At 63.9% G+C, this 24,788-nt stretch carries 26 protein-coding genes; 11 read left to right on the top strand and 15 right to left on the bottom strand.

The window, feature by feature from the left end:
* Positions 1-117: 117 nt before the first annotated feature.
* The 3 genes from IVB18_RS25640 to IVB18_RS25630 all read left to right on the top strand — a co-directional run bounded on the left by IVB18_RS25640 (position 118) and on the right by IVB18_RS25630 (position 3,990).
* On the top strand, positions 118-1,896 hold the full coding sequence (locus IVB18_RS25640; protein WP_247983213.1) for a NirA family protein: 1,779 nt from the start codon (positions 118-120) through the stop codon (positions 1,894-1,896).
* Positions 1,893-3,506 carry a sulfite reductase subunit alpha gene (locus IVB18_RS25635; RefSeq protein WP_247983212.1) on the top strand — a complete coding sequence of 538 codons (1,614 nt, stop codon included), beginning with the start codon at positions 1,893-1,895 and terminating at the stop codon, positions 3,504-3,506. Before IVB18_RS25640 ends, IVB18_RS25635 begins: the two co-directional genes overlap by 4 nt.
* Positions 3,507-3,837: 331 nt before the next feature.
* Positions 3,838-3,990 carry a hypothetical protein gene (locus IVB18_RS25630; protein ID WP_247983211.1) on the top strand — a complete coding sequence of 51 codons (153 nt, stop codon included), beginning with the start codon at positions 3,838-3,840 and terminating at the stop codon, positions 3,988-3,990.
* An 87-nt stretch (positions 3,991-4,077) separates the two neighbouring features.
* On the opposite strand, the gene IVB18_RS25625 is transcribed toward IVB18_RS25630, so the two are convergent.
* The 3 genes from IVB18_RS25625 to pxpB are packed head-to-tail and all read right to left on the bottom strand — an operon-like array spanning position 4,078 to position 6,644.
* Entirely contained in the window at positions 4,078-4,848 is a 771-nt protein-coding gene (locus tag IVB18_RS25625) for a 5-oxoprolinase subunit PxpA (RefSeq protein ID WP_247983210.1), read from the bottom strand.
* Between the two features lie 30 nt (positions 4,849-4,878).
* Positions 4,879-5,916: a biotin-dependent carboxyltransferase family protein gene (locus tag IVB18_RS25620; protein ID WP_247983209.1), complete on the bottom strand. Its 1,038-nt coding sequence runs from the start codon at positions 5,914-5,916 to the stop codon at positions 4,879-4,881.
* The gene (gene pxpB, locus IVB18_RS25615; protein WP_247983208.1) at positions 5,913-6,644 is read right to left on the bottom strand and encodes a 5-oxoprolinase subunit PxpB; all 732 of its coding nucleotides are present in this window, start codon (positions 6,642-6,644) and stop codon (positions 5,913-5,915) included. Before pxpB ends, IVB18_RS25620 begins: the two co-directional genes overlap by 4 nt.
* Before the next feature lie 236 nt (positions 6,645-6,880).
* On the opposite strand from pxpB, the gene IVB18_RS25610 reads away from it, so the two are divergent.
* Positions 6,881-7,579, top strand: coding sequence for a ribonuclease activity regulator RraA (locus IVB18_RS25610; protein ID WP_247983207.1), 699 nt, complete (start codon positions 6,881-6,883; stop codon positions 7,577-7,579).
* A 23-nt stretch (positions 7,580-7,602) separates the two neighbouring features.
* Positions 7,603-8,007 (top strand): cupin domain-containing protein, encoded by a 405-nt coding sequence (locus tag IVB18_RS25605; RefSeq protein ID WP_247983206.1) that lies wholly within the window; start codon positions 7,603-7,605, stop codon positions 8,005-8,007.
* Positions 8,008-8,072: 65 nt separating this feature from the next.
* On the opposite strand, the gene IVB18_RS25600 is transcribed toward IVB18_RS25605, so the two are convergent.
* From IVB18_RS25600 to IVB18_RS25590, 3 genes are all read right to left on the bottom strand, one after another.
* Positions 8,073-8,423 carry a hypothetical protein gene (locus IVB18_RS25600; protein WP_247983205.1) on the bottom strand — a complete coding sequence of 117 codons (351 nt, stop codon included), beginning with the start codon at positions 8,421-8,423 and terminating at the stop codon, positions 8,073-8,075.
* 188 nt (positions 8,424-8,611) lie between these two features.
* Positions 8,612-9,484 carry a DUF2147 domain-containing protein gene (locus IVB18_RS25595; protein WP_247983204.1) on the bottom strand — a complete coding sequence of 291 codons (873 nt, stop codon included), beginning with the start codon at positions 9,482-9,484 and terminating at the stop codon, positions 8,612-8,614.
* Between the two features lie 177 nt (positions 9,485-9,661).
* Positions 9,662-10,444 (bottom strand): transporter substrate-binding domain-containing protein, encoded by a 783-nt coding sequence (locus IVB18_RS25590; RefSeq protein WP_247983203.1) that lies wholly within the window; start codon positions 10,442-10,444, stop codon positions 9,662-9,664.
* Positions 10,445-10,554: 110 nt separating this feature from the next.
* On the opposite strand from IVB18_RS25590, the gene IVB18_RS25585 reads away from it, so the two are divergent.
* Complete coding sequence (locus IVB18_RS25585; protein ID WP_247991732.1) at positions 10,555-11,052, top strand: DUF1993 domain-containing protein; 498 nt, start codon at positions 10,555-10,557, stop codon at positions 11,050-11,052.
* A 106-nt stretch (positions 11,053-11,158) separates the two neighbouring features.
* On the opposite strand, the gene IVB18_RS25580 is transcribed toward IVB18_RS25585, so the two are convergent.
* From IVB18_RS25580 to IVB18_RS25555, 6 genes are all read right to left on the bottom strand, one after another.
* Positions 11,159-11,608 carry a hypothetical protein gene (locus IVB18_RS25580; protein ID WP_247983202.1) on the bottom strand — a complete coding sequence of 150 codons (450 nt, stop codon included), beginning with the start codon at positions 11,606-11,608 and terminating at the stop codon, positions 11,159-11,161.
* A 170-nt stretch (positions 11,609-11,778) separates the two neighbouring features.
* Positions 11,779-12,768 carry a hydroxyacid dehydrogenase gene (locus IVB18_RS25575; RefSeq protein WP_247983201.1) on the bottom strand — a complete coding sequence of 330 codons (990 nt, stop codon included), beginning with the start codon at positions 12,766-12,768 and terminating at the stop codon, positions 11,779-11,781.
* A gap of 34 nt (positions 12,769-12,802) precedes the next feature.
* Complete coding sequence (gene ugpC / locus IVB18_RS25570; protein ID WP_247983200.1) at positions 12,803-13,903, bottom strand: sn-glycerol-3-phosphate ABC transporter ATP-binding protein UgpC; 1,101 nt, start codon at positions 13,901-13,903, stop codon at positions 12,803-12,805.
* 6 nt (positions 13,904-13,909) lie between these two features.
* Complete coding sequence (locus IVB18_RS25565; RefSeq protein WP_247983199.1) at positions 13,910-14,821, bottom strand: carbohydrate ABC transporter permease; 912 nt, start codon at positions 14,819-14,821, stop codon at positions 13,910-13,912.
* The gene (locus IVB18_RS25560; RefSeq protein ID WP_247983198.1) at positions 14,821-15,753 is read right to left on the bottom strand and encodes a sugar ABC transporter permease; all 933 of its coding nucleotides are present in this window, start codon (positions 15,751-15,753) and stop codon (positions 14,821-14,823) included. The genes IVB18_RS25565 and IVB18_RS25560 overlap by 1 nt, the downstream gene beginning before the upstream one ends.
* A gap of 134 nt (positions 15,754-15,887) precedes the next feature.
* The gene (locus tag IVB18_RS25555; RefSeq protein WP_247983197.1) at positions 15,888-17,228 is read right to left on the bottom strand and encodes an extracellular solute-binding protein; all 1,341 of its coding nucleotides are present in this window, start codon (positions 17,226-17,228) and stop codon (positions 15,888-15,890) included.
* 481 nt (positions 17,229-17,709) lie between these two features.
* On the opposite strand from IVB18_RS25555, the gene IVB18_RS25550 reads away from it, so the two are divergent.
* Both IVB18_RS25550 and IVB18_RS25545 read left to right on the top strand, forming a co-directional pair.
* Positions 17,710-18,498 (top strand): Spy/CpxP family protein refolding chaperone, encoded by a 789-nt coding sequence (locus IVB18_RS25550; protein WP_247983196.1) that lies wholly within the window; start codon positions 17,710-17,712, stop codon positions 18,496-18,498.
* Between the two features lie 111 nt (positions 18,499-18,609).
* The gene (locus tag IVB18_RS25545; protein WP_247983195.1) at positions 18,610-18,987 is read left to right on the top strand and encodes a response regulator; all 378 of its coding nucleotides are present in this window, start codon (positions 18,610-18,612) and stop codon (positions 18,985-18,987) included.
* Between the two features lie 63 nt (positions 18,988-19,050).
* Here IVB18_RS25545 and IVB18_RS25540 read toward each other — a convergent pair whose 3' ends face one another.
* Complete coding sequence (locus IVB18_RS25540) at positions 19,051-19,206, bottom strand: hypothetical protein (protein WP_247983194.1); 156 nt, start codon at positions 19,204-19,206, stop codon at positions 19,051-19,053.
* Between the two features lie 216 nt (positions 19,207-19,422).
* On the opposite strand from IVB18_RS25540, the gene IVB18_RS25535 reads away from it, so the two are divergent.
* A complete protein-coding gene (locus IVB18_RS25535; protein ID WP_247983193.1) occupies positions 19,423-21,219 on the top strand; it encodes an IS1634 family transposase in 1,797 nt (598 codons plus the stop codon).
* 151 nt (positions 21,220-21,370) lie between these two features.
* On the opposite strand, the gene IVB18_RS25530 is transcribed toward IVB18_RS25535, so the two are convergent.
* Positions 21,371-21,574: a hypothetical protein gene (locus tag IVB18_RS25530; protein ID WP_247983192.1), complete on the bottom strand. Its 204-nt coding sequence runs from the start codon at positions 21,572-21,574 to the stop codon at positions 21,371-21,373.
* A gap of 148 nt (positions 21,575-21,722) precedes the next feature.
* Positions 21,723-22,703, bottom strand: coding sequence for a glucokinase (gene glk / locus IVB18_RS25525; protein ID WP_247983191.1), 981 nt, complete (start codon positions 22,701-22,703; stop codon positions 21,723-21,725).
* Between the two features lie 248 nt (positions 22,704-22,951).
* Between glk and pncA the strand changes: the two genes are divergently transcribed.
* Both pncA and IVB18_RS25515 read left to right on the top strand, forming a co-directional pair.
* Positions 22,952-23,590: a bifunctional nicotinamidase/pyrazinamidase gene (gene pncA / locus IVB18_RS25520; RefSeq protein ID WP_247983190.1), complete on the top strand. Its 639-nt coding sequence runs from the start codon at positions 22,952-22,954 to the stop codon at positions 23,588-23,590.
* 16 nt (positions 23,591-23,606) lie between these two features.
* Positions 23,607-24,722, top strand: coding sequence for an alpha/beta fold hydrolase (locus IVB18_RS25515; RefSeq protein ID WP_247983189.1), 1,116 nt, complete (start codon positions 23,607-23,609; stop codon positions 24,720-24,722).
* Positions 24,723-24,788: the final 66 nt, after the last annotated feature.

Here is a 24,788-nt window from a genome sequence, read left to right as displayed (position 1 = left end):
GAAGCTGACCGGACCGTTGGGTGCAGAGCCGGCTTTCGAGCCAGGCCGAGTTCCTCGCGGGTCGTGCCCTTTTCCGTCGATGCCACCCCAGGTGCCGCAGGAGCTTCGTTACCGACCATGAAAATCGACACGCTCTCAGTCGACTTTACCGACGAGCAGAAACGCTATCTCGAAGGCTTCACGACCGGTCTGCAGATCAGCCGGGTCGGTCGCGGTTTCGGCGGCGCCGCCAAGGCGAACGCCGAGCCTACTGGTCCCGATGCCGTGCACATCAAGGCACAGGACAAGGTCATCGCCTCGGGCAAGAAGCTCGCCGACCAGGAGAAATTCAAGCGCGACGAGCATCCCTTCGATGCCTATCCGCGCTTGCGCCAGCAGGCGCTCGACAATGCGCCGCCGAGCCCTGCGGACAATTTCCGCTGGCGCTATTTCGGCATCTTCTATGTCGCGCCGACGCAGGACTCCTACATGAGCCGCCTGCGCATTCCGAACGGCATCATGAAGCATTGGCAGCTGTCCGGCCTTGCTGATCTCGCCGAAGAAACGAGCGGGCCTTACAGCCACGTCACGACGCGCGCCAATCTCCAGCTTCGCGAGATCCCGCCAAAGAACGCCGTGAATCTGATCGAGGGCATCCAGGACCTTGGCCTGTGCTCACGCGGTTCCGGCGCCGACAACATCCGCAACGTGACGGGAACTCCGACGGCCGGGATCGATCCTCAGGAACTGATCGATACGCGGCCTTATGCGCGCGAGTGGCACTATCACATCCTGAATGATCGCTCGCTCTACGGATTGCCGCGCAAGTTCAACGTCGCCTTCGACGGAGCCGGCAAGATCGCCGTGCTCGAGGAGACCAACGACATCGCATTCACGGCGGTGGAAGTGAAGGACGGTTTCGGCGTCGAGCCCGGGGTCTGGTTTCGCCTTGGCCTTGGCGGCATCACCGGACACAAGGATTTCGCAAAATATTCCGGCATCATCGTCAAGCCGGAAGAGGCCACCGCCGTCGCCGACGCCATCGTGCGCGTGTTCATCGAGCACGGCGATCGCACCAACCGCAACAAGGCGCGGTTGAAATATGTGCTCGACGCCATGGGCCATGACGGATTCCTCAAGCTCGTCGAAGAGCAGATCAAGAAGCCGTTCGTGCGCGTGCCGGAAGAGGCGTTTCAGCCGCGGCCTGCGTCGGACCGCATGGCGCATGTCGGCGTGCACAGGCAGAAGCAGGACGGCTTGAACTGGATCGGCGTGTCGCTGCCGCTCGGCAAGATCACCTGCGATCAGATGCGCGGCCTCGCCAAGGTCGCGCACGACCTCGGCGACGGCGATATTCGCCTGACTGTCTGGCAGAACCTGCTGATCCCCGGCGTGCGCGACGAGAACGTCGAGCTTGCAATTGCAGCGATCAAGCAGATCGGGCTTGCGGTCGAGGCTTCGCACATCCGCGCCGGCCTGATCGCCTGCACCGGCAATGCCGGCTGCCGCTTCGCCGCCTCGAATACCAAGCGCCACGCCGCCGAGATCGGCGACTGGTGCGAGCCGCGCGTCGAGATGGATAAGCCGGTCAACATTCACGTCACCGGCTGTCACCATTCCTGCGCGCAGCATTACATCAGCGATATCGGGCTGATCGGTGCGCGTGTGCCGGTCGGCGAAGAGGACACGGTCGAGGGCTATCACCTCTTCACCGGCGGCGGGTTCGGACCCGATGCCGATGTCGGGCAGGAGGTCTATCACGACCTCAAGGCCGAGGATGCGCCGAAGACGGTCGAAGGACTGCTCAAGGCCTACATCGCCCATCGCTCGTCTCCCGAAGAAACCTTCCTCTCCTTTGCGCGCCGCCACGACAGCGAGACGCTGCGCAAGCTTGCCGATGCAGAGGTGTCCTCATGAACCAGATCAGCCCTCCGCCCAGACTCGATATCATTCCCGGGAGCGCACCGTTCTCGGACGCCCAGCGCTCCTGGCTGAACGGCTTCTTTGCCGGCCTGCTGTCGCCTGATGCAGCGTCGCCTCTGTCGGCAGACCAAGGCGCCGCCGTCATGCAAGGCGCCGCCGGTGATGGCGACGACGGCGAAGCGCCATGGCACGACCAGACCATGCCGATTGCCGACCGGATGAAGCTCGCCGAAGGCCGCCCCGTGCGCCGCCGGATGATGGCGGCGATGGCGCAGCAGGATTGCGGCCAGTGCGGCTATAATTGCCAAGACTATTCGGAAGCGATCGCGGGCCGCAGCGAAGCGCGGCTCAACCTTTGCGTTCCCGGCGGCAAGGAAACCGCGCGGATGCTGAAGGCGCTGCACGAAGAGCTGGACAAGGCGCCGGCGGCCAAAGCTCCTGACAAGCAGGGCGCAGTGACAGCGCCAGCCGTGACGGTGACGATCGCCGAGCCCGGCCGCTCGCGCGACAATCCGGTTGCTGCAACCTTCCTGTCGCGTCGGCTTCTCAACAAGCGCGCCTCGGAGAAGGAAACCTATCACGTCGAGTTCGATCTCGCCGAGAGCAAGCTCGACTACGTCGTCGGCGACTCCTTCGGCGTGTTCGCGCGCAACGAGCTCGGGCTCGTCGACCAGATCATCGCGCTGCTCGGTGCCTCCCACACCACCAAGGTCAACGGCAAGACGCTACGCGAGGTGCTGATCGACGACGTCTCGCTGTCGCCGGCACCCGACACGCTGTTCGAATTGATCTCCTTCATCACCGGCGGCGCGCAGCGCGAGAAGGCGCGAGCGCTGGCGCAGGGCGAGGATCCCGATGGCGATGCCGCCACCCTCGATGTCATGGCGGCGCTCCAGAAATTTTCCGGCACGCGGCCACATCCCGAGGCCTTTGTCGAGGCGCTCGAGCCACTCCAGCCGCGGCTTTATTCGATCTCGTCGTCGCACAATGCGACACCCGGAAAGCTGTCGCTGACGATCGACTCGGTGCGCTACGTCGTCGGCAAGCGCAAGCGTCTCGGCGTCGCCTCGACCTTCCTTGGCGAACGCATCACCGAGGGCGAGAAGCTCAAGGTCTATGTGCAGAAGGCGCACGCGTTCGGCCTGCCGGAGGATCCGAAGACGCCGGTCATCATGATCGGCCCCGGCACCGGCATCGCGCCGTTCCGCGCCTTCCTGTTCGACCGCAAGGCGACCGGCGCGCCCGGCAAGAACTGGCTGTTCTTCGGCCACCAGCGCAGCGATTGCGACTTCTTCTACCAGGACGAGCTCAACGCGATGAAGACCTCGGGTCTTCTTACGCGGCTGTCGCTGGCCTGGTCGCGCGATGGCGAGAAGAAGTTTTATGTGCAGGACCGCATGCGTGAGGTCGGCCGCGAAGTGTGGACCTGGCTTGCCGAGGGCGCGCATCTCTACATCTGTGGCGATGCCAAGCGCATGGCAAAGGACGTCGAGCGTGCGCTGGTCGACATCGTCGCCCAGTTCGGCGCCCGCTCGACCGACGAAGCCGTGAGTTTTGTCGCCGAGCTCAAGAAGACGGGACGCTTCCAGGCTGACGTGTACTAAGGCGCGGTACGATCAGGACAAATCGTCCTCGCGCCGCAACTGCGAGGGGTCACACCGGCAGCCGTCGGCTACTTTGCATGGGGTTGTTTTCGCGTTTTTTATCCTGAGGTCGCAAGAGTTTCAGCCGAGCCCCAATCCCGTCAGGACCCGGGTCGGTTCCACTTGGCTCGGACTTTAACGAATAAGATTCTCGGAACCCCCGCGACTGGAGAGAATTTGCACCTGCGATGGGGGCTCCGAAGAGAACTCTTATCGCTATTTCCGCCGCCGTCTTGCCCGCGACCACGGTTGACCCTTCATATTCCCGCAAATGGGGCGTTGGAGATCGACCATGCGCGAACTGTCGGCGGAAGCCAGGCTGCACTTCTACGCGCGCTCGCTCTCGCGGCGGACCGGAGCGAGCGTTCATCACATTGGGCTTTACAGCGCCTTCGCGGTCATCGCCGCCATCGTGTTCGGCACGCTCTCGGTGCACCCGTTCTAAGTTGTCGTTCCGGGGCGGCGAAGCCGAACCCGGAACCTCGAGATTCCGGGTCTGATGCTTCGCATCATCCCGGAATGACCACAAACCTCACGCGCCCCGCTTGAACGGCGCCACTTCGATCCCGGCTGCCTTCAGCGCTTGACGCAAGCCGCGCGCGATCTCGACTGCGCCCGGCGTATCGCCGTGGATGCAGACCGTGTCCGTGCGCATCTTGATGATCTTGCCGGTGACCGAGACCACCGCACCGTCCTGCACCATGCGCACCACGCGGTCGGCGATCGCCTTGGCGTCGTGCAGCACCGCACCGGGCTTCTTGCGCGAGACCAGATTGCCGTCGTCCTCATAGGCGCGGTCGGCGAACACCTCGTGCACCATCGGCAGGTTGGCCGCTTCGCCGGCCTTCACCAGCTTTGAATTGGCGAGCACGACGAAGATCAGGCTGGGATCGACCGCCTTGATGCCGGCGGCGATGGCCTTTGCCGTCATGTCGTCCTCGCAGGCGACGTTGGAGAGCGCGCCATGCGCCTTCACGTGGGTCACCTTGTGGCCGGCCGCGGTTGCGATCGCCTGTAGCGCGCCGATCTGGTAGGCGACGAGGTTCTCGATCTGGGAGGCCTTCAGGCCCGCGATCGGATGCCGGCCAAAACCGTGCAGGTCGCGATAGCCAGGATGCGCGCCGACCGAGACGCCGCGCGCTTTCGCCAGCTCGACCGTCCGGCGCATGATGTCGGGATCGCCGGCATGGAAGCCGCAGGCGACGTTGACCGAGCTCGCAAGCTCGATCATCGCGGCGTCGTTGCCCATCTCCCACGCGCCAAACCCTTCGCCGAGATCGCAATTGAGATCGATCGTCTTCATGGTGCTCTCCGCCTCTGGTGTTCTCGCCGTTTACGGCTCCGCCGTGACCTGCCAGGTTCCGGCATCGACGGCGCTCACCGCATAGCCCGCAACGTTAGCATCGCTGAGCGCCTCGATGTTGAGCGCGACGGTATCGGAGGAGCGCAGGCGATCGGGGAGGGTGCGGATGAGTTGCGCGAATTTCTTCGCCTCGTCCTGCGCCTCGGCCACGCTGACGGCCTTGAAGCGGAACGCCGTGCCCGCCGAGGTCTGCGCGAGGCGGCCGACATCGGCCGTGATCACGGTTGCGATCTTCGGATAGCCGCCGGAGGTGCCGCGGTCCATCATCAGCGCGATCGGCGCGCCGTTGCCGGGCACCTGGATGCTGCCGTTGACGGTGCCGTCGGAGACGATGTTGTGGCCGTGCAGATGCTTGATCGCGGGGCCCTCGAGCCGGTAGCCCATGCGGTCGGAGGTCGCCGAGATCTTCCACTCGCTGTCGAGAAATAGCGCCCTGTTGGCGTCGTCGAACTCATCGTCCTGCGGTCCCAGCACGACGCGGATCGGACCGCTCGACGGCTTCGGCAGTTCGATCCGCAGTTCCGGCGCGCCGCTTGCGGCATCGACGCTGAACTCGTCGCCGGCCTGGAGCGGGCGCGGGTAGGGGCTGCCGAGGCCCGCGCGCGCGTTCACCGCGAGGCTGCCGAACACCGGCTCGCCTTTGATGCCGCCTTCGATCGCGAGATAGGTGAAGGCACCGCCGCGGGCGAAGCCCAGCGTCAGCGTCTCGCCGTCATTGAGCGTCACGGACGTATCCATGGCGGCCGGCCGCCCGGCAATGTCGGCGTTGCGCGGCGCGCCGGCAATCGCCACGCGCACGGCGCCGTCACGGGCGGTGAAGGTGGCACCGAACGGACCGATCTCGACAGCGGCCGCGAACGGCTCGTTGCCGACAAGGCAATTGGCAGCGGCCAGCGCGAGCCGGTCCATCGCGCCGCTCGGCGTCAGGCCATAGCGCTGCGAGCCCGGGCGGCCGCTATCCTGGACGGAGCTTGCGGGCCCGATACTGGCAACGACGAGCCGGCTCATGCAACCACCTGCTCGGCGATGATCTCGCCGGCTTCCGCGGCGCGGTCCTGCTCGGCGAAGGCCTTGTGGTCGATGGCGAAAAACGTCACGCGATCACCGGGTTCGGTGAGAAAGGTTGGATTCCGGTGCAGCTGATAGGTCCGCACCGGCGTGCGGCCGAGCAGGTGCCAGCCGCTCGGGGCAGCCAAGCATTGGATTCCGGCCTGGATGCCGCCGATCGAGATCGTGCCCGCGGGTGTCAGCAGCCGCGGATTCTGCCGCCGCGACATGTGTAGGGATTTGTCCAAGCCGCTGAGATAAGACCAGCCCGGCGTGAAGCCGATCATGGCGACGCGATAGTCGCCGGCGACGTGGCGGGCGATGATGTCATCGGGCGTGGTGTTCAGCGCTTTTGCGACATCCTCGAGATCGATGCCGTGCTCGCCGCCATAGGCGACGGGAATGCGCCAGCGGCGCGCCTTGGCGCTCGGCGGCATCGGCTGGCTGGCAAGTGCGAGCAGCTTTTCGCCAAGCGCGTCGAAGCCGATCTTGCCGGGATCGTAATGGACCAGCAGCGAGCGATAGGTGGGCACAGATTCGGTGATGCCATCGATGCCTGACGCCGCGAGCGCCTTGTCGAGCGCCAGCACGCGCTGGTTGGCGTCGTCGTCGATGGTGCGGCTGAACTCGACCGTGACGGCGCTGTCGCCACTGGGCAGAAGGCGGGGCGGGGGAAGCGTCGCGGCCATGGGCTGTCGAAATCGGGCTTCTGGAGAAACGCGGGCTCATCCTTGAGTTCCGCGCTGTCCTGCTTCGCGTAAATGCGCCCGCAAGTCCAATAAATTAATGCAAGGGCAGGCGATAAGGCCTTGTTATCGCGTCGCATAACAGCCCTGCGGACCGCGCTCATGGCCCTTGACGTGCGCCTTGCGCCTCGCAAGATGCGCGGCGTCCTTTCCCGCCCATCCGGAGCTCGTTGCCGTCCATGTCGCTGTCCCCCGAAGCCCGCAAGACCCTTGCCGGCATCACCACTGCCACCATCACCACGGTCCTGCTGAAAAAGGGCCTGCGCAATGTGTGGATGCGCGGCGCGCGGCCGCTGCGTCCGGGCCTGCCGCGGTTGGTTGGACCGGCCTTCACGCTGCGCTTCGTGCCGGCGCGCGAGGATCTGGCGACGCCGGAATCCTGGTCGTCGCCGATCTCGACCCGCACCGCGATCGAGGCGATGCCGGACGGTTGCATCGCCGTGGTCGACGCCATGGGCATTACCGATGCCGGCATCTTCGGCGACATCCTCTGCGCCCGCATGGTCAAACGCGGCGTCACCGCGCTGGTGACCGATGGCGTCGTGCGTGACCTCGAGGGCGTGCTCGGCACCAATCTGCCGGTGTGGTGCGACGGCTATGCCGCGCCGCCCTCCGTTGCGGGCCTCACTTTCGTCGGTTGGGGCGAGCCGATCGGGTGCGGCGGCGTCGCAGTGTTCCCGAACGACATCGTCGTTGCCGACCAGGACGGCTGCGTGCTGATCCCGCAGGCAATGCTCGATCACGTGCTTGCCGAGGGCGTCGAGCAGGAGCGGATGGAAGCCTGGATCGTCAACGAGGTGAACAACGGCGCCGCGCTGCCGGGCCTCTATCCCATGAACGCCGAGACCAAGGCGCGCTACGCCGCCAGCAAGAAGTAACTGACAACAAGCGAGGTTACCCCATGGAGATCACTGTCGCAGGCACGCGGCCGACCCGCCGCGCGCCCAAGGAAAACTTCACCGGCACCGTGTTGCAGGACCCCGTCATCATGGCGCCGGCGCCGGCACGGCTGAACTGCTCGCGCGTGTCGTTCGAACCGGGCGCGCGCACCAACTGGCATCATCATCCGCTCGGGCAGACGCTCTACGTGATTTCGGGCGTCGGCCGGGTTCAGGCCAAGGGTGGTCCTATCAGGGAAATCCGACCCGGTGACACCGTCTGGATTCCGCCGGGCGAGCTGCACTGGCACGGCGCCACGCCGAACAACAGCATGACCCACATTGCGATGCAGGAAGCGCTCGACGGCGTCTATTCGACGTGGCTGGAGCCGGTGACCAACGCGGAGTACGGCGCGGCACTAGGCTAGCTTTCATGCCCCGGACAAGACGCATCGCCGAAGGGCGATGCGTCGCCGATCCCGGACACGAGACCTTACATCCGCTCCGCCGTCCAGGTGCCGTTGCACAAGGGGCCGCGCCACGTGCCGGAGCCTGACGTTCCGCTGAGCCGGCCGAAGCCGACGGCGCGCTTGATGCCGGTGCTCAAGGTGACGTTGATGCTGCCGGCATCCGCCACGCGGCCGGACGCGGTCACCGCGGCGCTGCTCGAGGCGATCTGACCGTTGTTGATGCCGATCGCGACGGTCGCGCCGTTGCCGCAGGTCTCGCTCGAGGATGAGATACGGACATTCCATGCGCCGTCGAACGTGCTGGCGCTCGCCTGCGTGGCCGGCAACGCGATGGCGACGATCGTGGCGAAAAGACACTTGCGAAAACCGTTCATGACACGCCCCTGTGGGTTGACCATGCGGGGATCGTGGCATGGGCGCGGAACCGGCGATGTGAGAGGTATCACGCCCGGAGGGGCCTCTGTGAGGTGGCGCACCTCGCGATGACACGGCTCTCAACGCGAAAAGCAAAAGGGGCCCGGATCACGGGCCCCTTGCTTCCGTCACAACGTCGAACGCGAGCTCAGTTCACACGCGTCCAGGTCTGGCCGCCGCAGAACATGCCGCCGAAGGCACAGCCCTGTACGCGCAGGCGGTCCGTGCCCTTCAGCGCGATCGTGGAATCGTAGGTCGAGCCGGTGTTGGGATCGAGGATGCGGCCGGACCATTTCTGCTCCTTGCCGGGCTTCATGTTGATCAAGACCTGCTCGCCATTCTGGTTCGACTTGGTATCGACCGAATAGCCGCAGAGATTGTTGCCGCATTGCTCGATGCGGACTTTCCCTTCCTTCTCCTCGGTGAGCCAGATGCCGAGCGGTGAATTGAGATCGCGCGTGGGCGCGGCTGCGGGAGCAGGGGTGACCGCCGCAGACTGAACGGGGGCGGGAGGCGCCGCTGGGGGCACTGGCGGGGCCGCAGCTACTGTCGGGGCAGCTGGCGGAGGCGGTGCGGGCGGTACCGCGGCCACCGTCGGGGCAGCAGTTGGCGCCGGTTGAGGCGGCGGCACTAGCGCGTCGTCGGCTGGAGCACTGGTTGCCGTGGTGGCCGGAGGCGCCGGCGAGGCAGGAGGCGCCACGGCCACGGGAGCTTGTACGGGGACCTGCTCGGCCGCCTGAGGCGCGGCGGCAGGTGCGGGTGCCGGCGCGGGATTGGCCGGCTGCTGCGGATCAGCCTTGGCTTGTTGCGGTGCCTGCGGGTCCGCTTTCGGAGCCCCCTTGGCATCGTTCTTGGCCTTCTTCGCCTTGCCCTGGCCGGTGTTGTCATAGACACCGGGGATCGACACCGTGCCGCGGTCAGGATCGATGCGGATGGTGCGCCCGCCATAATCGAAAGTGTACTGCGCTTGAGCAGCAGTGCTCGCCAAAAGGAATGCAGCCGTGGCCAACAGCTTCCTCATTTCCGTCTCCTGAGCAGGTGGTTCCCGCACCGACGCTTACGGCCCGGTTCGATCGCAAAAAGTGATCTAGATCACTGTCCTCGGTATGAGTCGTCGTCCCAGCGGTCCGGGTTCAATAGACCCGGAGCCAGTCCAAAGTTTGGCCGGCCGTTGGACGATTCGGATGCGATGTCGGGCCTAATCGAACCAGGCGGCGTAGATCTTCTTGTAGCTGCCGTCCTCCATCGAGATATGCAGCCACTGGTCGACGAACGCCTTCAGCGCCATGTCGCGCTGGAGCCAATAGGCCTTCTCGGAGAAGTCGAACGGCTGGTCCGGATGCACCGCGCAGAGCACGCCAGTGTGCTGCTTCTGCTGGTAACGGGTCTCAGAGGCGTCCGTCATCATCAGATCGGCATTGCCCTTGGCGATCTCGTCGAAGATCACGGTATTGTCCGGAAAGACGTTGATCTCCGCGTCCTTGACGTTGGCGCGCGCGAAACGTTCATTGGTGCCGCCGGGATTGACGATCACGCGGGTACCCTTCTTGTCGATGTCGGCGAGAGTCTGGTATTTTCCGACGTCGGCGCAACGCGCGATCGGCGTCTTGCCTTCGCGCATGATCGGCGTGGTGAAGAAGCCCTTCCGCTGCCGGTCGAGCGTGACCGAGACGCCGCCCATGGCGATGTCGAACTGGTCGGCCTCAAAGTCCTTCATCAGCTTCGGCCAGGCCGTCGGCACGAATTCGATCTTGACGCCGAGGGCCTTGCCCAGCGCCTCCGCCATGTCGACGTCGAAGCCGCTGAACTGCTGCGTGGTCTTATCGAGATAGGTGAAAGGCTTGTAGTCGCCGGTCATGCCGACGCGCAAAGTGCCGCGCTTGACGATCTCGTCGAGGCGCGAGGGCGCTGCTTGCTGCGCAAGCGCCGAGAAGTTCGCCAGCAACGCCACGGCCAATGCCGCCAGGATTCGAACGAGCATATCTTTTCCACCTCCGCGCGAGCTGTCATTGTGTCTCTTGAGGTGGATTTAGACCAGATGCCAGTCGGTGGCGAGACGGAATTGAAAGGAATTTTGGGGTGACGATTTCGATGTACGAGGCCTCGGTCGGCCTCTTCGTGCCGTACCTGCGCAATTTGTCCGGCCTGCTCGACAAGGGCGTCGCGCATGCCGAGGCCCGCAGGTTCGATTCCGCCGTCCTGCTCGGCATGCGGCTGTCGCCGAACATGTACGATCTGGCGCAGCAGGTCGGCGAGGCCTGCCGCCATGCCGTGGTCGCTCCGGCCTTGCTGGCGCAGTGCGAGCCGGTGGCGCTGCCGGCGCTGGAGCACGACATGGCCGGGCTCCAGGCGCGCATCGCGACCTCGATCGAGTTCATCGAGCGCCTGCCGCGTGCCGCGATCGATGCCGCGGCGGAGCAGAATGTCTTCTTCAGGCTGAAGAACGGGACCGAGCTGCCCTTCACCGGGCGGACGCTGCTCTTGTCCTTCAGTGTTCCGCAATTCTTCTTTCACGTCACGACGGCCTACGACCTGCTGCGGCACGCAGGCGTCGAGCTCGTGAAGAAGGATTATCTCGGGCGGAAGTAGAGCATGATCCGGAAAAGTGTGAAGCGGTTTTCCCTCGCGACAAACGCGGAACGCGTTTGCGCGGAGATCATGCTCAAACAAAAATCTGGAGCGCGATGATCACGCTCTAAGCCTCGCCCTTGCGCTCGAACTCCGCGAGCGAGCTGCGGCCGGCGATCTCGCTGCGCAGCTCCTCGAAGCGCCGATGCGCTTCGTCCTCGTGCTCGTCGACGAAATGCACTGCGGCTTCGCTTGTCATCGGACCGCTGATCACGGGCGTGGACTGTTCGCCGATGGTCTCATGCACGTAGTACTGGCCGTCATCGCCGCGCTGAACCGTCCACTTGAGACGGATCGCCACCATCGGCCCGGGACCGACTTTGCTGTAGCCCTCGGCATCGGCCGGCTCCGGCGCCAGCGGCTGTTCGTCGACCACGGGATGCTCGTCGGCGACCGCGTGCTCTTCGACGACGGCCGTCTCGATCTCGGTTTCCCGGACGACGAGAACGGGTTCGGGGTGCTCCAGAATGCTGGCGATGGCCGCTAGCGTCTGGTCGGTCGGGTCGATTTCTGACAAGGCTCCATCCTCCAGCTCGACGCGGCCGGCAAATCTGTCCCACTGCCGGCGCGGCTGGGTTTATTACGCGGGTTTGATTAAGGCTGAGTTGGGGCTCGATCTGCACCAAAATGGGACGCATTCTGGCCTTCCGAAGGCGGGCTGATTGTTTGCCCGCCCGCTCGCCACGCTCAGCCGAGCACGTCCTGATTGATAATGTTCTGCCGGATCGGGTCGCCGTCCAGCACACTCAGGATGTTGCGTGCGGTCTGCTCGCTCATGCGGCTCACCGCCTCGACGGTGACGCCAGCCACGTGCGGGGCCATGATGACGTTCGGCAGCGCGAACAGCGCGTGGCTGACCGGCGGCGGCTCCTGCTCGAACACGTCGATGCCGGCGCCGGCGAGCCTGCCCGAGGTAAGCGCTTCGTACAGCGCCTTCTCGTTGACGATGCCGCCGCGCGCGGTGTTGACGAGATAGGATTTCGGCTTCATCAGACCGATCCGCGCCGCATTGAACAGGCCGACCGTTTCCGGCGTCTTCGGGCAGTGGACGGTGACGAAGTCGGCTTGAGGCAGCGCCGCGTCAAGATCGGCGACGGGCTCGCAGCCGGCGGCCTTGATCTCGGCGGCGGGCTTGTAGGGATCGTAGACCTGCACGTTCATTTCCATCGCCAGGCAGCGCTTGGCGGTGCGGGTGCCGATGCGGCCGAAGCCGATGATCAGCACGGTCTTGCCGTAGAGGTCGAACGGCAGCATGCCCAGCCGGTCGGCCCATTTGCCGTCCTTGACGCAGGCGTGCATCTCCTGCGCGCGCTTGGCCAGCGTCAGCATCATGAACAGCGCCTGTTCGGCAACCGAGGGCGAGTTCGCGCTGCCCGCCACCATCAGCGGCACCTTGCGGCGGGAGAGCGCGGGCACGTCGACAGCGTCATAGCCCACGCCGATTCGTGTCACCACCTTCATGTCGCGGGAAGCCTCGAGCTCGGTCTCGCCGAAGGCGGTGGCGCCGAGCGCGACGCCATGGACCGGCGCGTGGCTCTCCAGCAAGGCTTCGAAGTCCTTGGCAGAAATCAGGTTCGGAAACTCGACGAGCTCGATATCGTCCCGCCGGGTGAGAAGGGCCCGTGCTGCTTGCGACAAAGTTTGCGTGACAAAGATTTTCTTCTTGTTGGTCGCCATCGTCCCCTGCCTGCGCGAGTTTCTTGCCCGGCCGTCACAACACGGCGCCGGTCGCCTCGTTTAGCAGGTGCATGTTGTTGAGGTCCATTGCCAAACGCATGGGTGCCCCGTCCTTGGCGCCGGCATTGGGATCGACACGGCCGCAGATCGGCGTGCCTTCGAGCCCGAAATAGACCAGCGTCTCCATTCCCATCGGCTCGGTGACGTCGAGCACGGTATCGAAGCTCTCGACGCCGGGCTCGAGATGCGCATGGGACTCGGTGAGGTGCTCCGGCCGGAGGCCGAGCAGCAGGTTTTCGGTTCGGGGCAGCGCGTTGTAGCTGATAGCGCGAGCCTGCGGCAGCGGGAACGAGATGCGGTCGGTCAGGCGGATATTGAGCTTGCCGTCGACGTCCTCCAGCCGGCACGGAATAAAATTCATCGCCGGCGAGCCGATGAAACCCGCGACGAAGCGCGTCGCCGGCTTGTGGTAGAGCTCGTTCGGCGTGCCGATCTGCTCGATGCGCCCCTTGTTCATCACCACCACGCGATCGGCCAGCGTCATCGCCTCGACCTGGTCGTGGGTGACGTAGACCGTCGTGGTGCGCACCTTCTGATGCACCTTCTTGATCTCGATCCGCATCTGCACGCGCAGCTTGGCGTCGAGATTGGACAGCGGCTCGTCGAACAGGAAGACCTTTGGGTTGCGCACGATGGCGCGTCCCATGGCGACGCGCTGGCGCTGGCCGCCGGAGAGCTGCTTCGGTTTGCGGTCGATCAGGTCGGTGATGTCCAGAAGCCGGGCCGCCTCGGTCACGCGCGCCTTGATCTCGGCCTTCGGATAGTGCTTCAGGCGCAGCCCGAACGACATGTTCTCCGCGACCGTCATGTGCGGATAGAGCGCATAGTTCTGGAACACCATCGCGATGTCGCGGTCCTTCGGCGGAACGTCGTTGACGACGTCGCCGCCGATCATGATATCGCCGTCGCTGATGTCCTCGAGCCCTGCGATCATGCGCAGCGTCGTCGACTTGCCGCAGCCCGAAGGCCCCACCAGCACGATGAACTCATGGTCGGCGATATCGAGATCGATGCCGCGCACCGCCTCGACGTCATCGTAACGCTTGACCACCTTCCGCAATGCAACGTCAGCCATAAGACATCAACCCTTCGTCGAGCCGGCGGTCAGGCCGGCAATGTAGTAGTCCATCAAGAAGGCGTAGATGACCAGCGGTGGGGCTGCGCCGAGCAGCGCGCCGGTCATGATCTGACCCCAGTTGAAGACGTCGCCCTTGATCAGCGTGGTGGTGATGCCGACCGGCAGCACCAGCTGGTCCACAGAGGTCGTGAACACCAGGGGATAAAGGAACTGAGCCCAGGACACCGTGAAGGCGAAGATGGTTGCCGCGATCAGCCCGGGCAGCGCCACGGGGATGAAGATCCGCGTCAGGGTCTGGAGCCAGGAGGCGCCGTCGATGATCGCGGCCTCATCGAGCTCCTTCGGGATCGAGGCGAAATAGCCGATCATGATCCAGGTGCAGAACGGCACCGTCAGCGTCGGGTAGACGAACAGCAGCACGTACCACCGGTTCAGCAGCGTGATGCCGGTGATGTCCTGGACCGCAGCAAGCATCTTGAACAGCGGAATGAACAACAGGCTGTCCGGAACCAGGTAGGTGAGAAAAACGCCGGTGGCGAGTGTCGTCGAGCCCCAGAACTTCATTCGCGCCAGCGCGAATGCCGACGGGATGCTGATCAGCATGGTGATGAACACGACCACGATCGAAACCATCGCCGAATTCCAGAAGAAACGCAGGAACTGGTTCGAGGTCAAAAGCTCGACGTAGTTGGACAGCGTGGGGTGGAACACCCACCACGGATTGGTCGCGGCCGATATTTCCGCGCTGCTCTTGAGCGACGTGATCAGCATGTAGAGCGGCGGCGTCAGCGAGAAGATCGCGAACAACGCGAGGAAGAAGTAGGACCAGCGCAGTGCCCAAGTGCGGTCGCGGCTCATGCTGCCAAGCTTGACCTTGCGCGTCGGTCCTGCCTTGTCGATTGCGAGCGTGCTCATCAGGCTTCGTTCCCGCGTTTGGAGACATCGCGAAGGATGAAGATCGCCGCGACAGCGAGGATCGGCACCATGAACAGCGAGACGCTGGCGCCGAGCGGAATGTCGCTGCCCTCGATGCCGACCTTGAAGGCCCAGGTCGCAAAGATGTGGGTTCGATCCAGCGGGCCGCCCGACGTCAGGATCCGGACGATATCGAAATTGGCGAAGGTGACGATCAGCGAGAACAACGTGGTGATGGCGATGATATTGCGCATCATCGGCAGGGTGATGAACCAGATCTTCTGCCACCAATTGGCGCCGTCGATCGCGGCGGCCTCATAGAGCTGGTCCGGCACGGATTTCAGCGCCGCCAGATACATGATCATGAAGAACGGCGCGCCGTACCAGACGTTGACGAGAATGACGGAAAAGCGCGCCCACGAAGTGTCGCCGAGCCAGTTGATGGGGCCGATGCCGAAGAAAGAGAGCGTGTAGTTGAAGGCGCTGTAGGAGGGGTCGAACAGCCACAGCCAGGCCAGCGTGCTCATCGCGGGCGGGATGACCCAGGGCACCAGCAACATGCCGCGCCATTTGCGCTGGCCCTTGGCCGGAATGTTGTGCACGAAATGCGCGACGATGAAGCCCATCAGCGCCTTGAAGAACACCGCAGTGACCGCGAAGATGCAGGACTGCTGCACCACCATCCAGAACGTGTCACGCTTGAACAGGAAGGTGAAGTTACCGATCCCGACGAATTTTTGCATCGACTTGTTCAGCGTCGCGAGATGGACGGAATAGACGGCAGGATAGAGCACGAGCAGCGCAATCAGCAGGATCAGCGGCAGCGTCAGGAAGAACGCCACCGTCGATTTTCGTCCCATGGCATTGCGGAGGCTGTTGCGTTTGCTCGCCGTGCGGACTGCACGACCCTGCTCAACGACGATTTCGGCCATGAGTTAGGCTTTCATAAGAGGTGTCGAATGGCGAAGCCGGCCCGATCGGTCGGCTCCTGGCGGCGCGCGAAGGGAAGGCCGGAGCGCCTTGGCGGCTCACGCTTGACGGCGTGAACCGCCCGGCACACCCCCGGCTAGCTTCGCATGAAGCCTTCGCACTCGCCCTCGGCCCAGGCGAGCGTGGTCTCCAACTTTTCGCCTTGCGCGAACCGCAGCGCCATCTTGGTCAGCGTCGCCTGGAAGTAGATCTGCTGCGCGATCTTGGGCGGCGCCGGAGACGCCGCAATCGACAGCGTCTGATGATTATAAGGATTCGGATAGTGGTAGAGCGAACCCTTTGGTGGCCCTTCCTCCGCCCAGGTCTTCAGCGTCGTCATGTTGGCATAGGCGGGCAGATCGTAACCGCCGCTCGCCGCGACGAATTTTTCGATCGATGACGGCTGTGACAGATAGGTGAGCAAGCTCTTGGCCGCTTCCTTGTTCTTGCTGAAGTTCCAGAGGCCCCAGAAGTAGGGAAGGTACGGCGCAAAGCGGCCCTTTGGCCCCGCGGGGAAGCCGTGGGTCCAGCATTGCTCGGCGACCTGAGGTGCGTCGCGCTTGGCGACAGCCCAGGCGCTCGGCGGGTTCAGGATCATCGCGCCGCGGCCCGAGATCAGCCATTTGTTGTTCGAGGCGTCATCCCAGGACGGCGCGTCGGGCGGCAGGAAGGCGATCAGCTTCTTGTAGTATTCGAGGGCCTGGCGAACCGCGTCGGTCTTCACCGTGACTTCGCCCTTGGCGTTGACGAGCTCCGCCCCGAACGACTGGAAGATTGCACCCGCGGTGTCGACGCTGTCGGTGGTTTCGCCGAGCCCGATACCGAAGGGGAAGCCGCCCTTCTGGCAGGCCTCGGCCGCCTTCAGGAACGTGTCCAGGGTCCAGTTGTCGGCTTTTGGCGGCCCGCCTGCCGGATACATTTCCTGGACATCGATGCCGGCGAGCTTCTTCATCAGATCGATGCGGGAGCAGGGCCCCTTGATCTGGCTGCCCGGAGTCGCGGGGATGCCGAGCCATTTGCCGCCGGCCTGGCCGAGATATTTGACGGTGCCGTTGACGTCGCCATTCTGCTTGATGAGCGGTTCCATGACGTCGTTGAGCGGCTCGAGATTTTCGGAATAGGCATGCGGCCACCAGGTCGGCATCTGCAAGATGTCGTGGCCGGATTTGGCCTGGGCTTCCGCCGCAACGGTGAGCTGGATCTTGTTGTTGTTACTGGTGATGTAGTCGATCGAGACTTCGACCTTCTCCTTCGCCGCCCACTCGTTGACGAGGGCGGTGGAGGCATTGTTCGCGCCGGGTACCCAGTGGTCCCAGAAGCCGATCGAGACTTTACCGGCGGCGTAGGCCCCGCGGACATAGGGCGCCGTGATCAGCGCCGCGGAGGACATTGCAGTGGCAGCCACAAATTGACGTCGCGTCAGTGTCTTGCGTGACATCTCGTTTCCTCGCTTGGTGTTTTATTGTTTTGGCGCTTCCTCTGAACTTTCCGAATTTTGCTTTTCTTGTTGGAAGTTTCTTATTTGATGCCGTCGCCGCGGTGGCAAAACACGCGCGGCGCGGCAAATTGGTAGCGCGATCAGATCATGATTGGTCGCGTCTGTCGAGGAAGCCGAACTACTCGTCGTCTAGAACTAACGTCGGCCCGGACGTGTCAGCGCTGCTCAATGGCGCGCGTTCGATGTGAACCATCGCCGCGTATTTTGCGACGCACACTTTGCGTAATGCCGCTTCGGAGGTTGCGTGCGCAATTACGCCGCAGTTTCGAACAAACCTGCATAACCGCTTCGCGCGAAAGACTTTTCGGGCGTGGATAGCAATTGTCGGCGCCTAGACCTCGAAGCTGCGAAAACGATAGAGTTACAACCGGCGGGTGGCTCTCACCCCAACAGGCCAATCAGATCGACGATGGAGATGAGAATGATCAACCCGGCGCCGCCAGCGCGGCTTCACCTGCGACGATGGTTCGCGCTGGGGGCCGTGGTCTCGTTGCTGCTCGGCGCAGCCGCGGTCGCGAACGCGCAAGGCCTGGTCAAAGGCGTTCAGGAGGGGGCTGCGGCCGGCAACAAGGCGGCCGGTCCGGTCGGCGGCGTGCTGGGCGGTGCAATCGGCGGCGTGGTCGGCGTTTTCACCGGCGTGCTCGGGGTCGGTAACAACAATAACAACAACCAGGCGCCGGCCGCCAAGGATGGCACCAAGGACGGAACCAAGGACGCCAAGCAGCAAGGCGCCGGCAAGGACAAGGATGCCAAGAGCGCCAAGTTGGGCAAGGGCGCCAAGGGGACCAAGGAAGCCAAGAACGCGCCCCAGGACAAGGATGTTACGGTTTTGACCCAGAGCGGCACGCCGCAGCTCACAGCCGACCAGATCGTCACCAACAGCGATTCCTACATCGAGCGGATCAAGACCGAACTGAACCTCACGCCCGATCAGGAGAAGCATTGGTATGGCTTCTCGAGCGCCATGCACTACCTTGGGCATAATGGCGCAGAGCGACTCAATCTGCGGGTAGCGCGCGCCAAGCGGGATCCGCCGGACGACATCGTCGAACAGATGCGTAACGAGGCGCAGTTCCTGATCGATCGCGCAGCTGACCAGCGCAATGTCGCCGACGCTGCCGAGCCGCTCTATTCGAGTCTCGACGACAAACAGAAGCAGGTCTTCATCCAGGAGATGGTGCGCCTGAGCCACGAGCGCGGGTTGGATTGATCAACTTGAATCGGATCGAGCGCGTCTGGATTAACACCGCCTGCCACGAATTCGTGAATGCTCTCGCAGCCTCGGTTATGATTAGCTTCCTATAATGGCCGCGGGGTTGATATGGCAGGCGGACTCTCCGTTTTCCTGGTTGAAGACGAGGCGCTGATCCGGATGATGATGGCCGACATGGTGGAGGAGCTTGGCCACCGCGTCGTCGCCGAAGCGGATAATGTTCAGGACGCCAGCGCCTTTGCGATGACCGCGCAGTATGATCTCGCCATCCTCGACATCAATCTCATGGGTGTCTATGTCGATCCTGTCGCCGACCTGATCGAACGCCGAGGAAAGCCGTTCCTGTTCGCAACGGGCTACGGGCCGGAACTACTGCCGTCCTTGCTCCGGCGCAGACCGATCCTGCGCAAGCCGATCTCCCTCGACCAGCTCAAGGCGATGATCGATTCGATGTTTCCGGAGACGTCCGGCTCCGTTCCAAGCTGATCGGGCCAAAACGAAAATGGCCGCCTCGGAGGCGGCCATTTGACGAAAAAGATTGCCGCCGTCTCACATCAGGCCGGTGCTGAGGTCGATGCCACGCGCCATCAGGCTGAAAGAGGCGGCCAGGCCGGCGCAGCAGACCAGCAAGATGGTCTTGAACGAAGAATCGCCAAGACGCGTTTCGACAGCGGCCGGCATCGCGGTAAGTGAAATCATGCTCATGTTCATTCCCCCCTTTGTTGACCTGATTGCATCAGGTGAGGGAACACTTAGCCCGACTTCGCGGATTCGCGCTCGAAATCGCGGATTTTGAGATTTTTTGCTCGGCTAAGTGATTGATTTGCAAGGAGCGAGGTCGTCGGATTCGGCCGAAAATGGCTGTAGTGAAGACCTACCCGATTCCCAAGGGCGGGATGATGCGGATAGATTCTGCGCGTCATGTTCCTGCGACGCACCGAGCGAAAGAAGAACGGCAAGGCGCACCATTACTGGAACGTCGTCGAGAGCAAGCGGCTCGACGACGGACGCGTGGTACAGCGGCATGTGCTGTATCTCGGCGAGATCAACTCTTCGCAGGCGGCGGCCTGGCGCAAGGCGATCGAGGTGTTCGACGAGGATGCCGGCCGCCCGCGGACACTGGCGCTATTCCCGGAGGATCGATGCGATGCGGTCGCAGGCGATGCGTCTGTCGTTCAGCTTCGCCTGTCCGAGATGCAGCTTCGTCGCCCACGCCAATGGGGCGCGTGCTGGCTGGCCGGGCAGTTGTGGCAGGAACTTCAGCTTGATCGGTTCTGGGCCGATCGGTTGCCCCCGAGCCGCAAGAAGACGAGGTGGGATCAAATCCTGCAAGTGCTCGCGACCTATCGGCTGATCGCGCCGGGCAGCGAATGGCGGCTACATCGGCAATGGTTCGGCAACAGCGCGATGGCCGATCTCTTGGGGACTGACTTCGGCCTGGCTGAAGAGCACAAGCTCTATGCCTGCCATGACCTGTTGCTCGAGCATAAGGAGGCGCTGTTCTCGCATCTGGTCGGGCGTTGGCGCGATCTGTTCAACGCCGACTTCGACGTGCTGCTGTACGATCTGACCAGCACCTACTTCGAGGTCAACGCCTCGGACTTGCCGCAAGGCAGCAAGCGCCGCCACGGCTACAGCCGCGACAAGCGGCCGGACTGCCCGCAAGTCGTGATCGCGCTGGTGGTGACGCCGGACGGCTTGCCGCTGGCTTACGAGGTGCTGCCCGGCAACACCGCCGACAGCAAGACGCTGCGGATGTTCCTGGGCAAGATCGAACTGCAATATGGCAAGGCGCGGCGGGTCTGGGTGATGGATCGCGGCGTGCCGACCGAGGCGGTGCTGGCCGAGATGCGCAACAGCGATCCGCCGGTGCAGTATCTGGTGGGAACGCCGAAGGGACGCCTGAACCGGCTGGAGAAGCACCTGCTGCAAAAGCCATGGCAGGAGGCGCGGGAGGGCGTGAAGGTGAAGCTGTTGGCCGAGGACGGCGAGCTTTATGTCTTCGCGCAAAGCGCCGATCGGGTCACCAAGGAACGCGCGATGCGGCGGCGGCAGTTGAAGTGGCTGTGGAGGCGGCTCCGGCAAATCGACGCGATGGAGGTCACGCGCGAAGAGCTGCTGATGAAACTCGGCGGCGCGCGTTCGAAGGCGCCGGCCGCCTGGCGTCTGGTTGATATCGAGATCGACAAGGAGCGCCCGAGCTTCACCTTCGCGCTCAATCGCAAGAAGCTGCGAACGACACGGCGGCGCGAAGGCCGCTACCTGCTGCGCACCAATCTCAGCGACAACGATCCCGCCCAACTATGGCAATACTACACCCAGCTCGTCGCCGTCGAAGAGGCCTTCCGCAATCTCAAAGGCGACCTGGCGATCCGTCCGGTCTTCCATCAGGACGAGAAGCGGATCGAAGCCCACATCTTCATCGCCTTCCTGGCCTACTGCATGCAGATCACGCTGACCCGTCGCCTTCATGCGCTGGCGCCCGGGCTGACCGCGCGCAGCGCGCTCGAAAAGTTCGCCGCCGTCCAGATGATCGACGTCCATCTGCCGACCACCGACGGGCGCGAGATCCTGCTCACTCGCTATACCCACCCAGAACCCGAACTGCAGCTCTTGATCGACCGGCTGAAACTCCGCCTGCCACCGCAGCCGCCGCCCAGGATCACCACAGCCGCCGTCACCCAAGCCAACCGCCGTAGTGAAGACCTTTTGACATAAGCCTTTGATTTACAACGACCGGGTATCTTCAAAACCCGCCAATCCGCGAAGACGGGTTAGAGCAAAAAGTTTGACGCAGGATTGCGAGGGATCGTTAACCGAATCGCAATCGCTCGCGTGTTCGCGCGAGTAGCAAGCGGTCCCGCAAGTCTCAGTTGCGGCCGGCTTTCAGCACAGTGGCGATCGTATGGGCCGTCATGGCGGCGCGATCCGAAGCGCGTTGCGCGGCGAGCTGGTCCCTGGCCTTTTCCTCGATCAACAGTTCGATCAGGGCCAGCCGCTTGTCCTCGTCGTCCGCCTCGGTCAGCAGGCGGTGATAGCGGTGATAGTCGAACCCAAGATCCTGCTTACGCATGTCACGCCCCCGTACACATACGCCATATACGGGGCGGATTATTTCTCATCAGAAACGAACCGGCAAGCGCCATTCTGCTTGGAACCGCGCGTGCGCTGCAATCACCTGTGAATTACCGGAACCGGAGCACAAGAAGAGCGATCACGCATCAATCCGGGTTGTGCTTCGCAAACATCTTTAGCCCGACAAAGCTCGCATCCGGCTTCGTGACCAGCCTGGTCGGGATGTTGCGGAGATAGTCCTGGAAGCGTCCCTTGGCCTCGAAGCGCGCCCGGAACACGGAGCCTGCAAGGAATTCCGGGAAGCGCGGCACGATCCCGCCGGCGATATAGACGCCGCCCCGCGCGCCAAAGGTCACCGCGAGATTGCCTGCTACGGAGCCGAGGATGGCGCAGAACATCTCCAGCGTCGCGCGGCTGAGCTGGCAGCTGCCATCAAGGGCCGCCTTGGTGATGGCGGCAGCGTCGCGCTGCGGCGCCTGGATGCCGTCGACCTCGGCCAGCGCCTCATAGAGGCTTTGCAGGCCCGAACCGGACAGCGCGCCGCGCTCGATCGAGACATGGCCGAGGCGCCGGCGCAAGGAGGCGATCACGCGCTCCTCGCGCTCGTTCTCCGCCGGCAGTGTGGCATGGCCGGCCTCGGTCACGACCGCCAGCCGGGCGCCATGCCGCTCGACCAGGCAGGAGACGCCAAAACCGGTCCCGGGTCCGACCACCAGCAACGGCTCTCCGGCCAGGCCGTCTTGTCCACCGAGCGAGATCAGATCGGCAGGCTGCAAGGCGGGCAGGGACCATGCCACCACCTCGAAATCGTTGAGCACGTGTACGCTGTCGAATCCGAGGGCGGGCTGGAGCTCGTTACCGTCGATGACCCACGGACTGTTGGTCATGACGCAGCGGTTGTTGGTCACGGGGCCTGCGACGGCCAGCACGGCCCTTTTGGGCTGCTCGCCCGACCGTCGGAGCACATCGGTGATGGCTTCTCGGACTGTGGGGAAGTCGGCGACCTTGACATAGTCGATCGGCCCGATTTCGTCGCCGTTGCTCAGCTCGCCGTGACTCAGCGCAAAGCGCGCATTGGTACCGCCGATATCGGCGAGAAGAATTTTTGCTGTGTTGCCGACACTCATGACCATGTGGCTGCCGCGCCTTGCCGGCTGCGGGAACCCACTCCTCCCCTCCTTGAGTCCGATCCGCATCTCGCGGCCGGATTGAGAATCCGCTCTTGGGCGAGCCTAGTCAACACCGACGACGCCAAACCGTTGCATCCCGGGGACGGATCAACGGCAAGTCGCCGCACGCGGTCGGTGGTTGCGAAGCCGCGCGGGAAGATCGACACTGGCGAGAGCCTTCGGCGCCGGTCGCGCCGGCGTATCGAATGGGATCTGCGATGAAGATTTCCGACCGCGACGTGCTGCTGGTGATCGACGTGCAGAACGACTTCTGCACAGGCGGAGCGCTGGCCGTTCCCGGCGGCGAGAAAGTCGTTCCCGCCGTCAACCGCATCGCCCAAAAATTCACCAATGTGGTGCTGACCCAGGACTGGCATCCGCATGACCACGTCTCCTTTGCGTCGAACCATGCGGGCAGGCAGCCGTTTCAGACGATCGAGCTCGACTACGGCACCCAGGTGCTCTGGCCAGCGCACTGCGTACAAGGCACGAGCGGCGCCGAATTCCACCGGGAGCTGGATGTCACCCGGGCAAGCCTTGTGGTGCGCAAGGGATTCCGTCGCGGCATCGATTCCTATTCGGCGCTGTTCGAGAACGACCAGAGGACGCCGACCGGCCTGCTCGGATATTTGCGCGAACGCGAGCTGCAGACTGTCTTCGTCGCCGGTCTCGCGCTCGACTTCTGTGTCCGCTTTTCGGCGGAGGATGCCCGCAAGGCGGGATTCGAGGTCGCCGTTGTCGAGGACGCGTGCCGCGGCATCGACCTCGACGGCTCCGTAGCCGCGACGCACCAGAGTTTTCGGGAGCGGGGCATTTCGGTCGTCGGCCTCGAGGCATTCCTGTGAGGATCGTGAGATAGAAGTGGTGGAGAAAACCGGCAAGCAGCCAAGCGGACCGGGGCATGTCCCGGATGACCCGATGCTATGGCCGTTTGCGGCGGCGCGTCTGGCCATGGACGCCTGCTTCTGGTGGCTGGAACGCGGCCCGGCGGAGCAGAACCACAGCAGCCTGCCATGGACGACGCCCAATACCGTTGCACTCGAGCTTGCGACCATGCGCCTGCGCGATTGCTCGCGGACCCGGTCCGGACAGCCAGCCCTGGTCTGCGCGCCCTATGCGCTGCACCGTGCCCTGATCGCCGACTTCGCACCTGGCCACAGCGTGGTGCAGTCGCTGCAAAATGGCGGCATCGACCGGGTCTATCTCACCGATTGGCGCTCGGCCTCGCCGGACATGCGCTATCTCTCGATCGACAGCTATCTCGCTGATCTCAACGTTGCCGTCGACGAGATCGGCGCGCCGGTGGACCTCGTCGGCCTGTGCCAGGGTGGCTGGTTGTCGCTGCTCTACGCAGCGCGCTTTCCCACCAAGGTACGGCGCCTGGTCCTGGTCGGCGCGCCCGTCGATCTCTCGATCGACTCGTCGCTGTCGCGGCTCGCCAAAGGGGCGCCGGAACTGGTTTACGACCAGCTCGTCGCGCGTGGTGGCGGCAATGTCAGCGGCGAGGAGATGCTGCGCTTCTGGTCGAAGGCGCCGAGCCACGATGATATCGCGGCGGCCCTGCAAAAAGGCTTCTCCGGTGATGAGGGCGCGGCACTGCTCGAGCGCTTCGATCGCTGGAATGCGGAGACGCTCAATCTCCCCGGCAGCTATTATCTCCAGATCGTCAGCTGGATTTTTCGGGAGAACCGGATCGCCACCGGCCATTTCACAGCACTCGGCCGCGATATCCATCTGAAGGACGTCAAGGCCCCGGTTTTCCTACTGGCCGGGCTCGACGACGACGTCGTGCCGGCAGCGCAGGCGCTCGCCACCGCCAGTCTGCTCGGCACGCCGCCGGCCTTCGTTGCGGCGGCCACCGAGCCCAGCAATCATCTCGGCCTGTTCATGGGCGCGCGGACCCATGCGCATGCATGGCCTCGTATCGCCGAGTGGCTGCGCGACGATCTGACCGGCGTGCTGGCGCGCAGCGCCTGACACCGCCACGGGGTGGGGCAGGCGAAGGTGCAAATCCGTTATGCATGCCGTTGAATGGCCTGCACG

It is taken from the genome of Bradyrhizobium sp. 186 (assembly GCF_023101685.1).
Taxonomy (GTDB): Bacteria; Pseudomonadota; Alphaproteobacteria; order Rhizobiales; family Xanthobacteraceae; genus Bradyrhizobium.
The sequence above is the reverse complement of the archived record's forward strand: the minus strand, read 5'-3'. Positions and strand labels throughout refer to the sequence as shown.

What these genes read in the sequence shown, in the direction of transcription:
- IVB18_RS25625 (WP_247983210.1), bottom strand. Translation starts at nt 4,848, where the DNA reads ATGAAGACGATCGATCTCAATTGCGATCTCGGCGAAGGGTTTGGCGCG.
- glk (WP_247983191.1), bottom strand. Translation starts at nt 22,703, where the DNA reads ATGAGTGTCGGCAACACAGCAAAAATTCTTCTCGCCGATATCGGCGGT.
- ugpC (WP_247983200.1), bottom strand. Translation starts at nt 13,903, where the DNA reads ATGGCTGACGTTGCATTGCGGAAGGTGGTCAAGCGTTACGATGACGTC.
- IVB18_RS25575 (WP_247983201.1), bottom strand. Translation starts at nt 12,768, where the DNA reads ATGGCGACCAACAAGAAGAAAATCTTTGTCACGCAAACTTTGTCGCAA.
- IVB18_RS25565 (WP_247983199.1), bottom strand. Translation starts at nt 14,821, where the DNA reads ATGAGCACGCTCGCAATCGACAAGGCAGGACCGACGCGCAAGGTCAAG.
- IVB18_RS25605 (WP_247983206.1), top strand. Translation starts at nt 7,603, where the DNA reads ATGGAGATCACTGTCGCAGGCACGCGGCCGACCCGCCGCGCGCCCAAG.
- IVB18_RS25630 (WP_247983211.1), top strand. Translation starts at nt 3,838, where the DNA reads ATGCGCGAACTGTCGGCGGAAGCCAGGCTGCACTTCTACGCGCGCTCG.
- IVB18_RS25620 (WP_247983209.1), bottom strand. Translation starts at nt 5,916, where the DNA reads ATGAGCCGGCTCGTCGTTGCCAGTATCGGGCCCGCAAGCTCCGTCCAG.
- IVB18_RS25535 (WP_247983193.1), top strand. Translation starts at nt 19,423, where the DNA reads ATGTTCCTGCGACGCACCGAGCGAAAGAAGAACGGCAAGGCGCACCAT.
- IVB18_RS25590 (WP_247983203.1), bottom strand. Translation starts at nt 10,444, where the DNA reads ATGCTCGTTCGAATCCTGGCGGCATTGGCCGTGGCGTTGCTGGCGAAC.
- IVB18_RS25635 (WP_247983212.1), top strand. Translation starts at nt 1,893, where the DNA reads ATGAACCAGATCAGCCCTCCGCCCAGACTCGATATCATTCCCGGGAGC.
- IVB18_RS25560 (WP_247983198.1), bottom strand. Translation starts at nt 15,753, where the DNA reads ATGGCCGAAATCGTCGTTGAGCAGGGTCGTGCAGTCCGCACGGCGAGC.
- IVB18_RS25530 (WP_247983192.1), bottom strand. Translation starts at nt 21,574, where the DNA reads ATGCGTAAGCAGGATCTTGGGTTCGACTATCACCGCTATCACCGCCTG.
- IVB18_RS25610 (WP_247983207.1), top strand. Translation starts at nt 6,881, where the DNA reads ATGTCGCTGTCCCCCGAAGCCCGCAAGACCCTTGCCGGCATCACCACT.
- pxpB (WP_247983208.1), bottom strand. Translation starts at nt 6,644, where the DNA reads ATGGCCGCGACGCTTCCCCCGCCCCGCCTTCTGCCCAGTGGCGACAGC.
- IVB18_RS25540 (WP_247983194.1), bottom strand. Translation starts at nt 19,206, where the DNA reads ATGAGCATGATTTCACTTACCGCGATGCCGGCCGCTGTCGAAACGCGT.
- pncA (WP_247983190.1), top strand. Translation starts at nt 22,952, where the DNA reads ATGGGATCTGCGATGAAGATTTCCGACCGCGACGTGCTGCTGGTGATC.
- IVB18_RS25595 (WP_247983204.1), bottom strand. Translation starts at nt 9,484, where the DNA reads ATGAGGAAGCTGTTGGCCACGGCTGCATTCCTTTTGGCGAGCACTGCT.
- IVB18_RS25585 (WP_247991732.1), top strand. Translation starts at nt 10,555, where the DNA reads ATGTACGAGGCCTCGGTCGGCCTCTTCGTGCCGTACCTGCGCAATTTG.
- IVB18_RS25550 (WP_247983196.1), top strand. Translation starts at nt 17,710, where the DNA reads ATGATCAACCCGGCGCCGCCAGCGCGGCTTCACCTGCGACGATGGTTC.
- IVB18_RS25640 (WP_247983213.1), top strand. Translation starts at nt 118, where the DNA reads ATGAAAATCGACACGCTCTCAGTCGACTTTACCGACGAGCAGAAACGC.
- IVB18_RS25600 (WP_247983205.1), bottom strand. Translation starts at nt 8,423, where the DNA reads ATGAACGGTTTTCGCAAGTGTCTTTTCGCCACGATCGTCGCCATCGCG.
- IVB18_RS25555 (WP_247983197.1), bottom strand. Translation starts at nt 17,228, where the DNA reads ATGTCACGCAAGACACTGACGCGACGTCAATTTGTGGCTGCCACTGCA.
- IVB18_RS25545 (WP_247983195.1), top strand. Translation starts at nt 18,610, where the DNA reads ATGGCAGGCGGACTCTCCGTTTTCCTGGTTGAAGACGAGGCGCTGATC.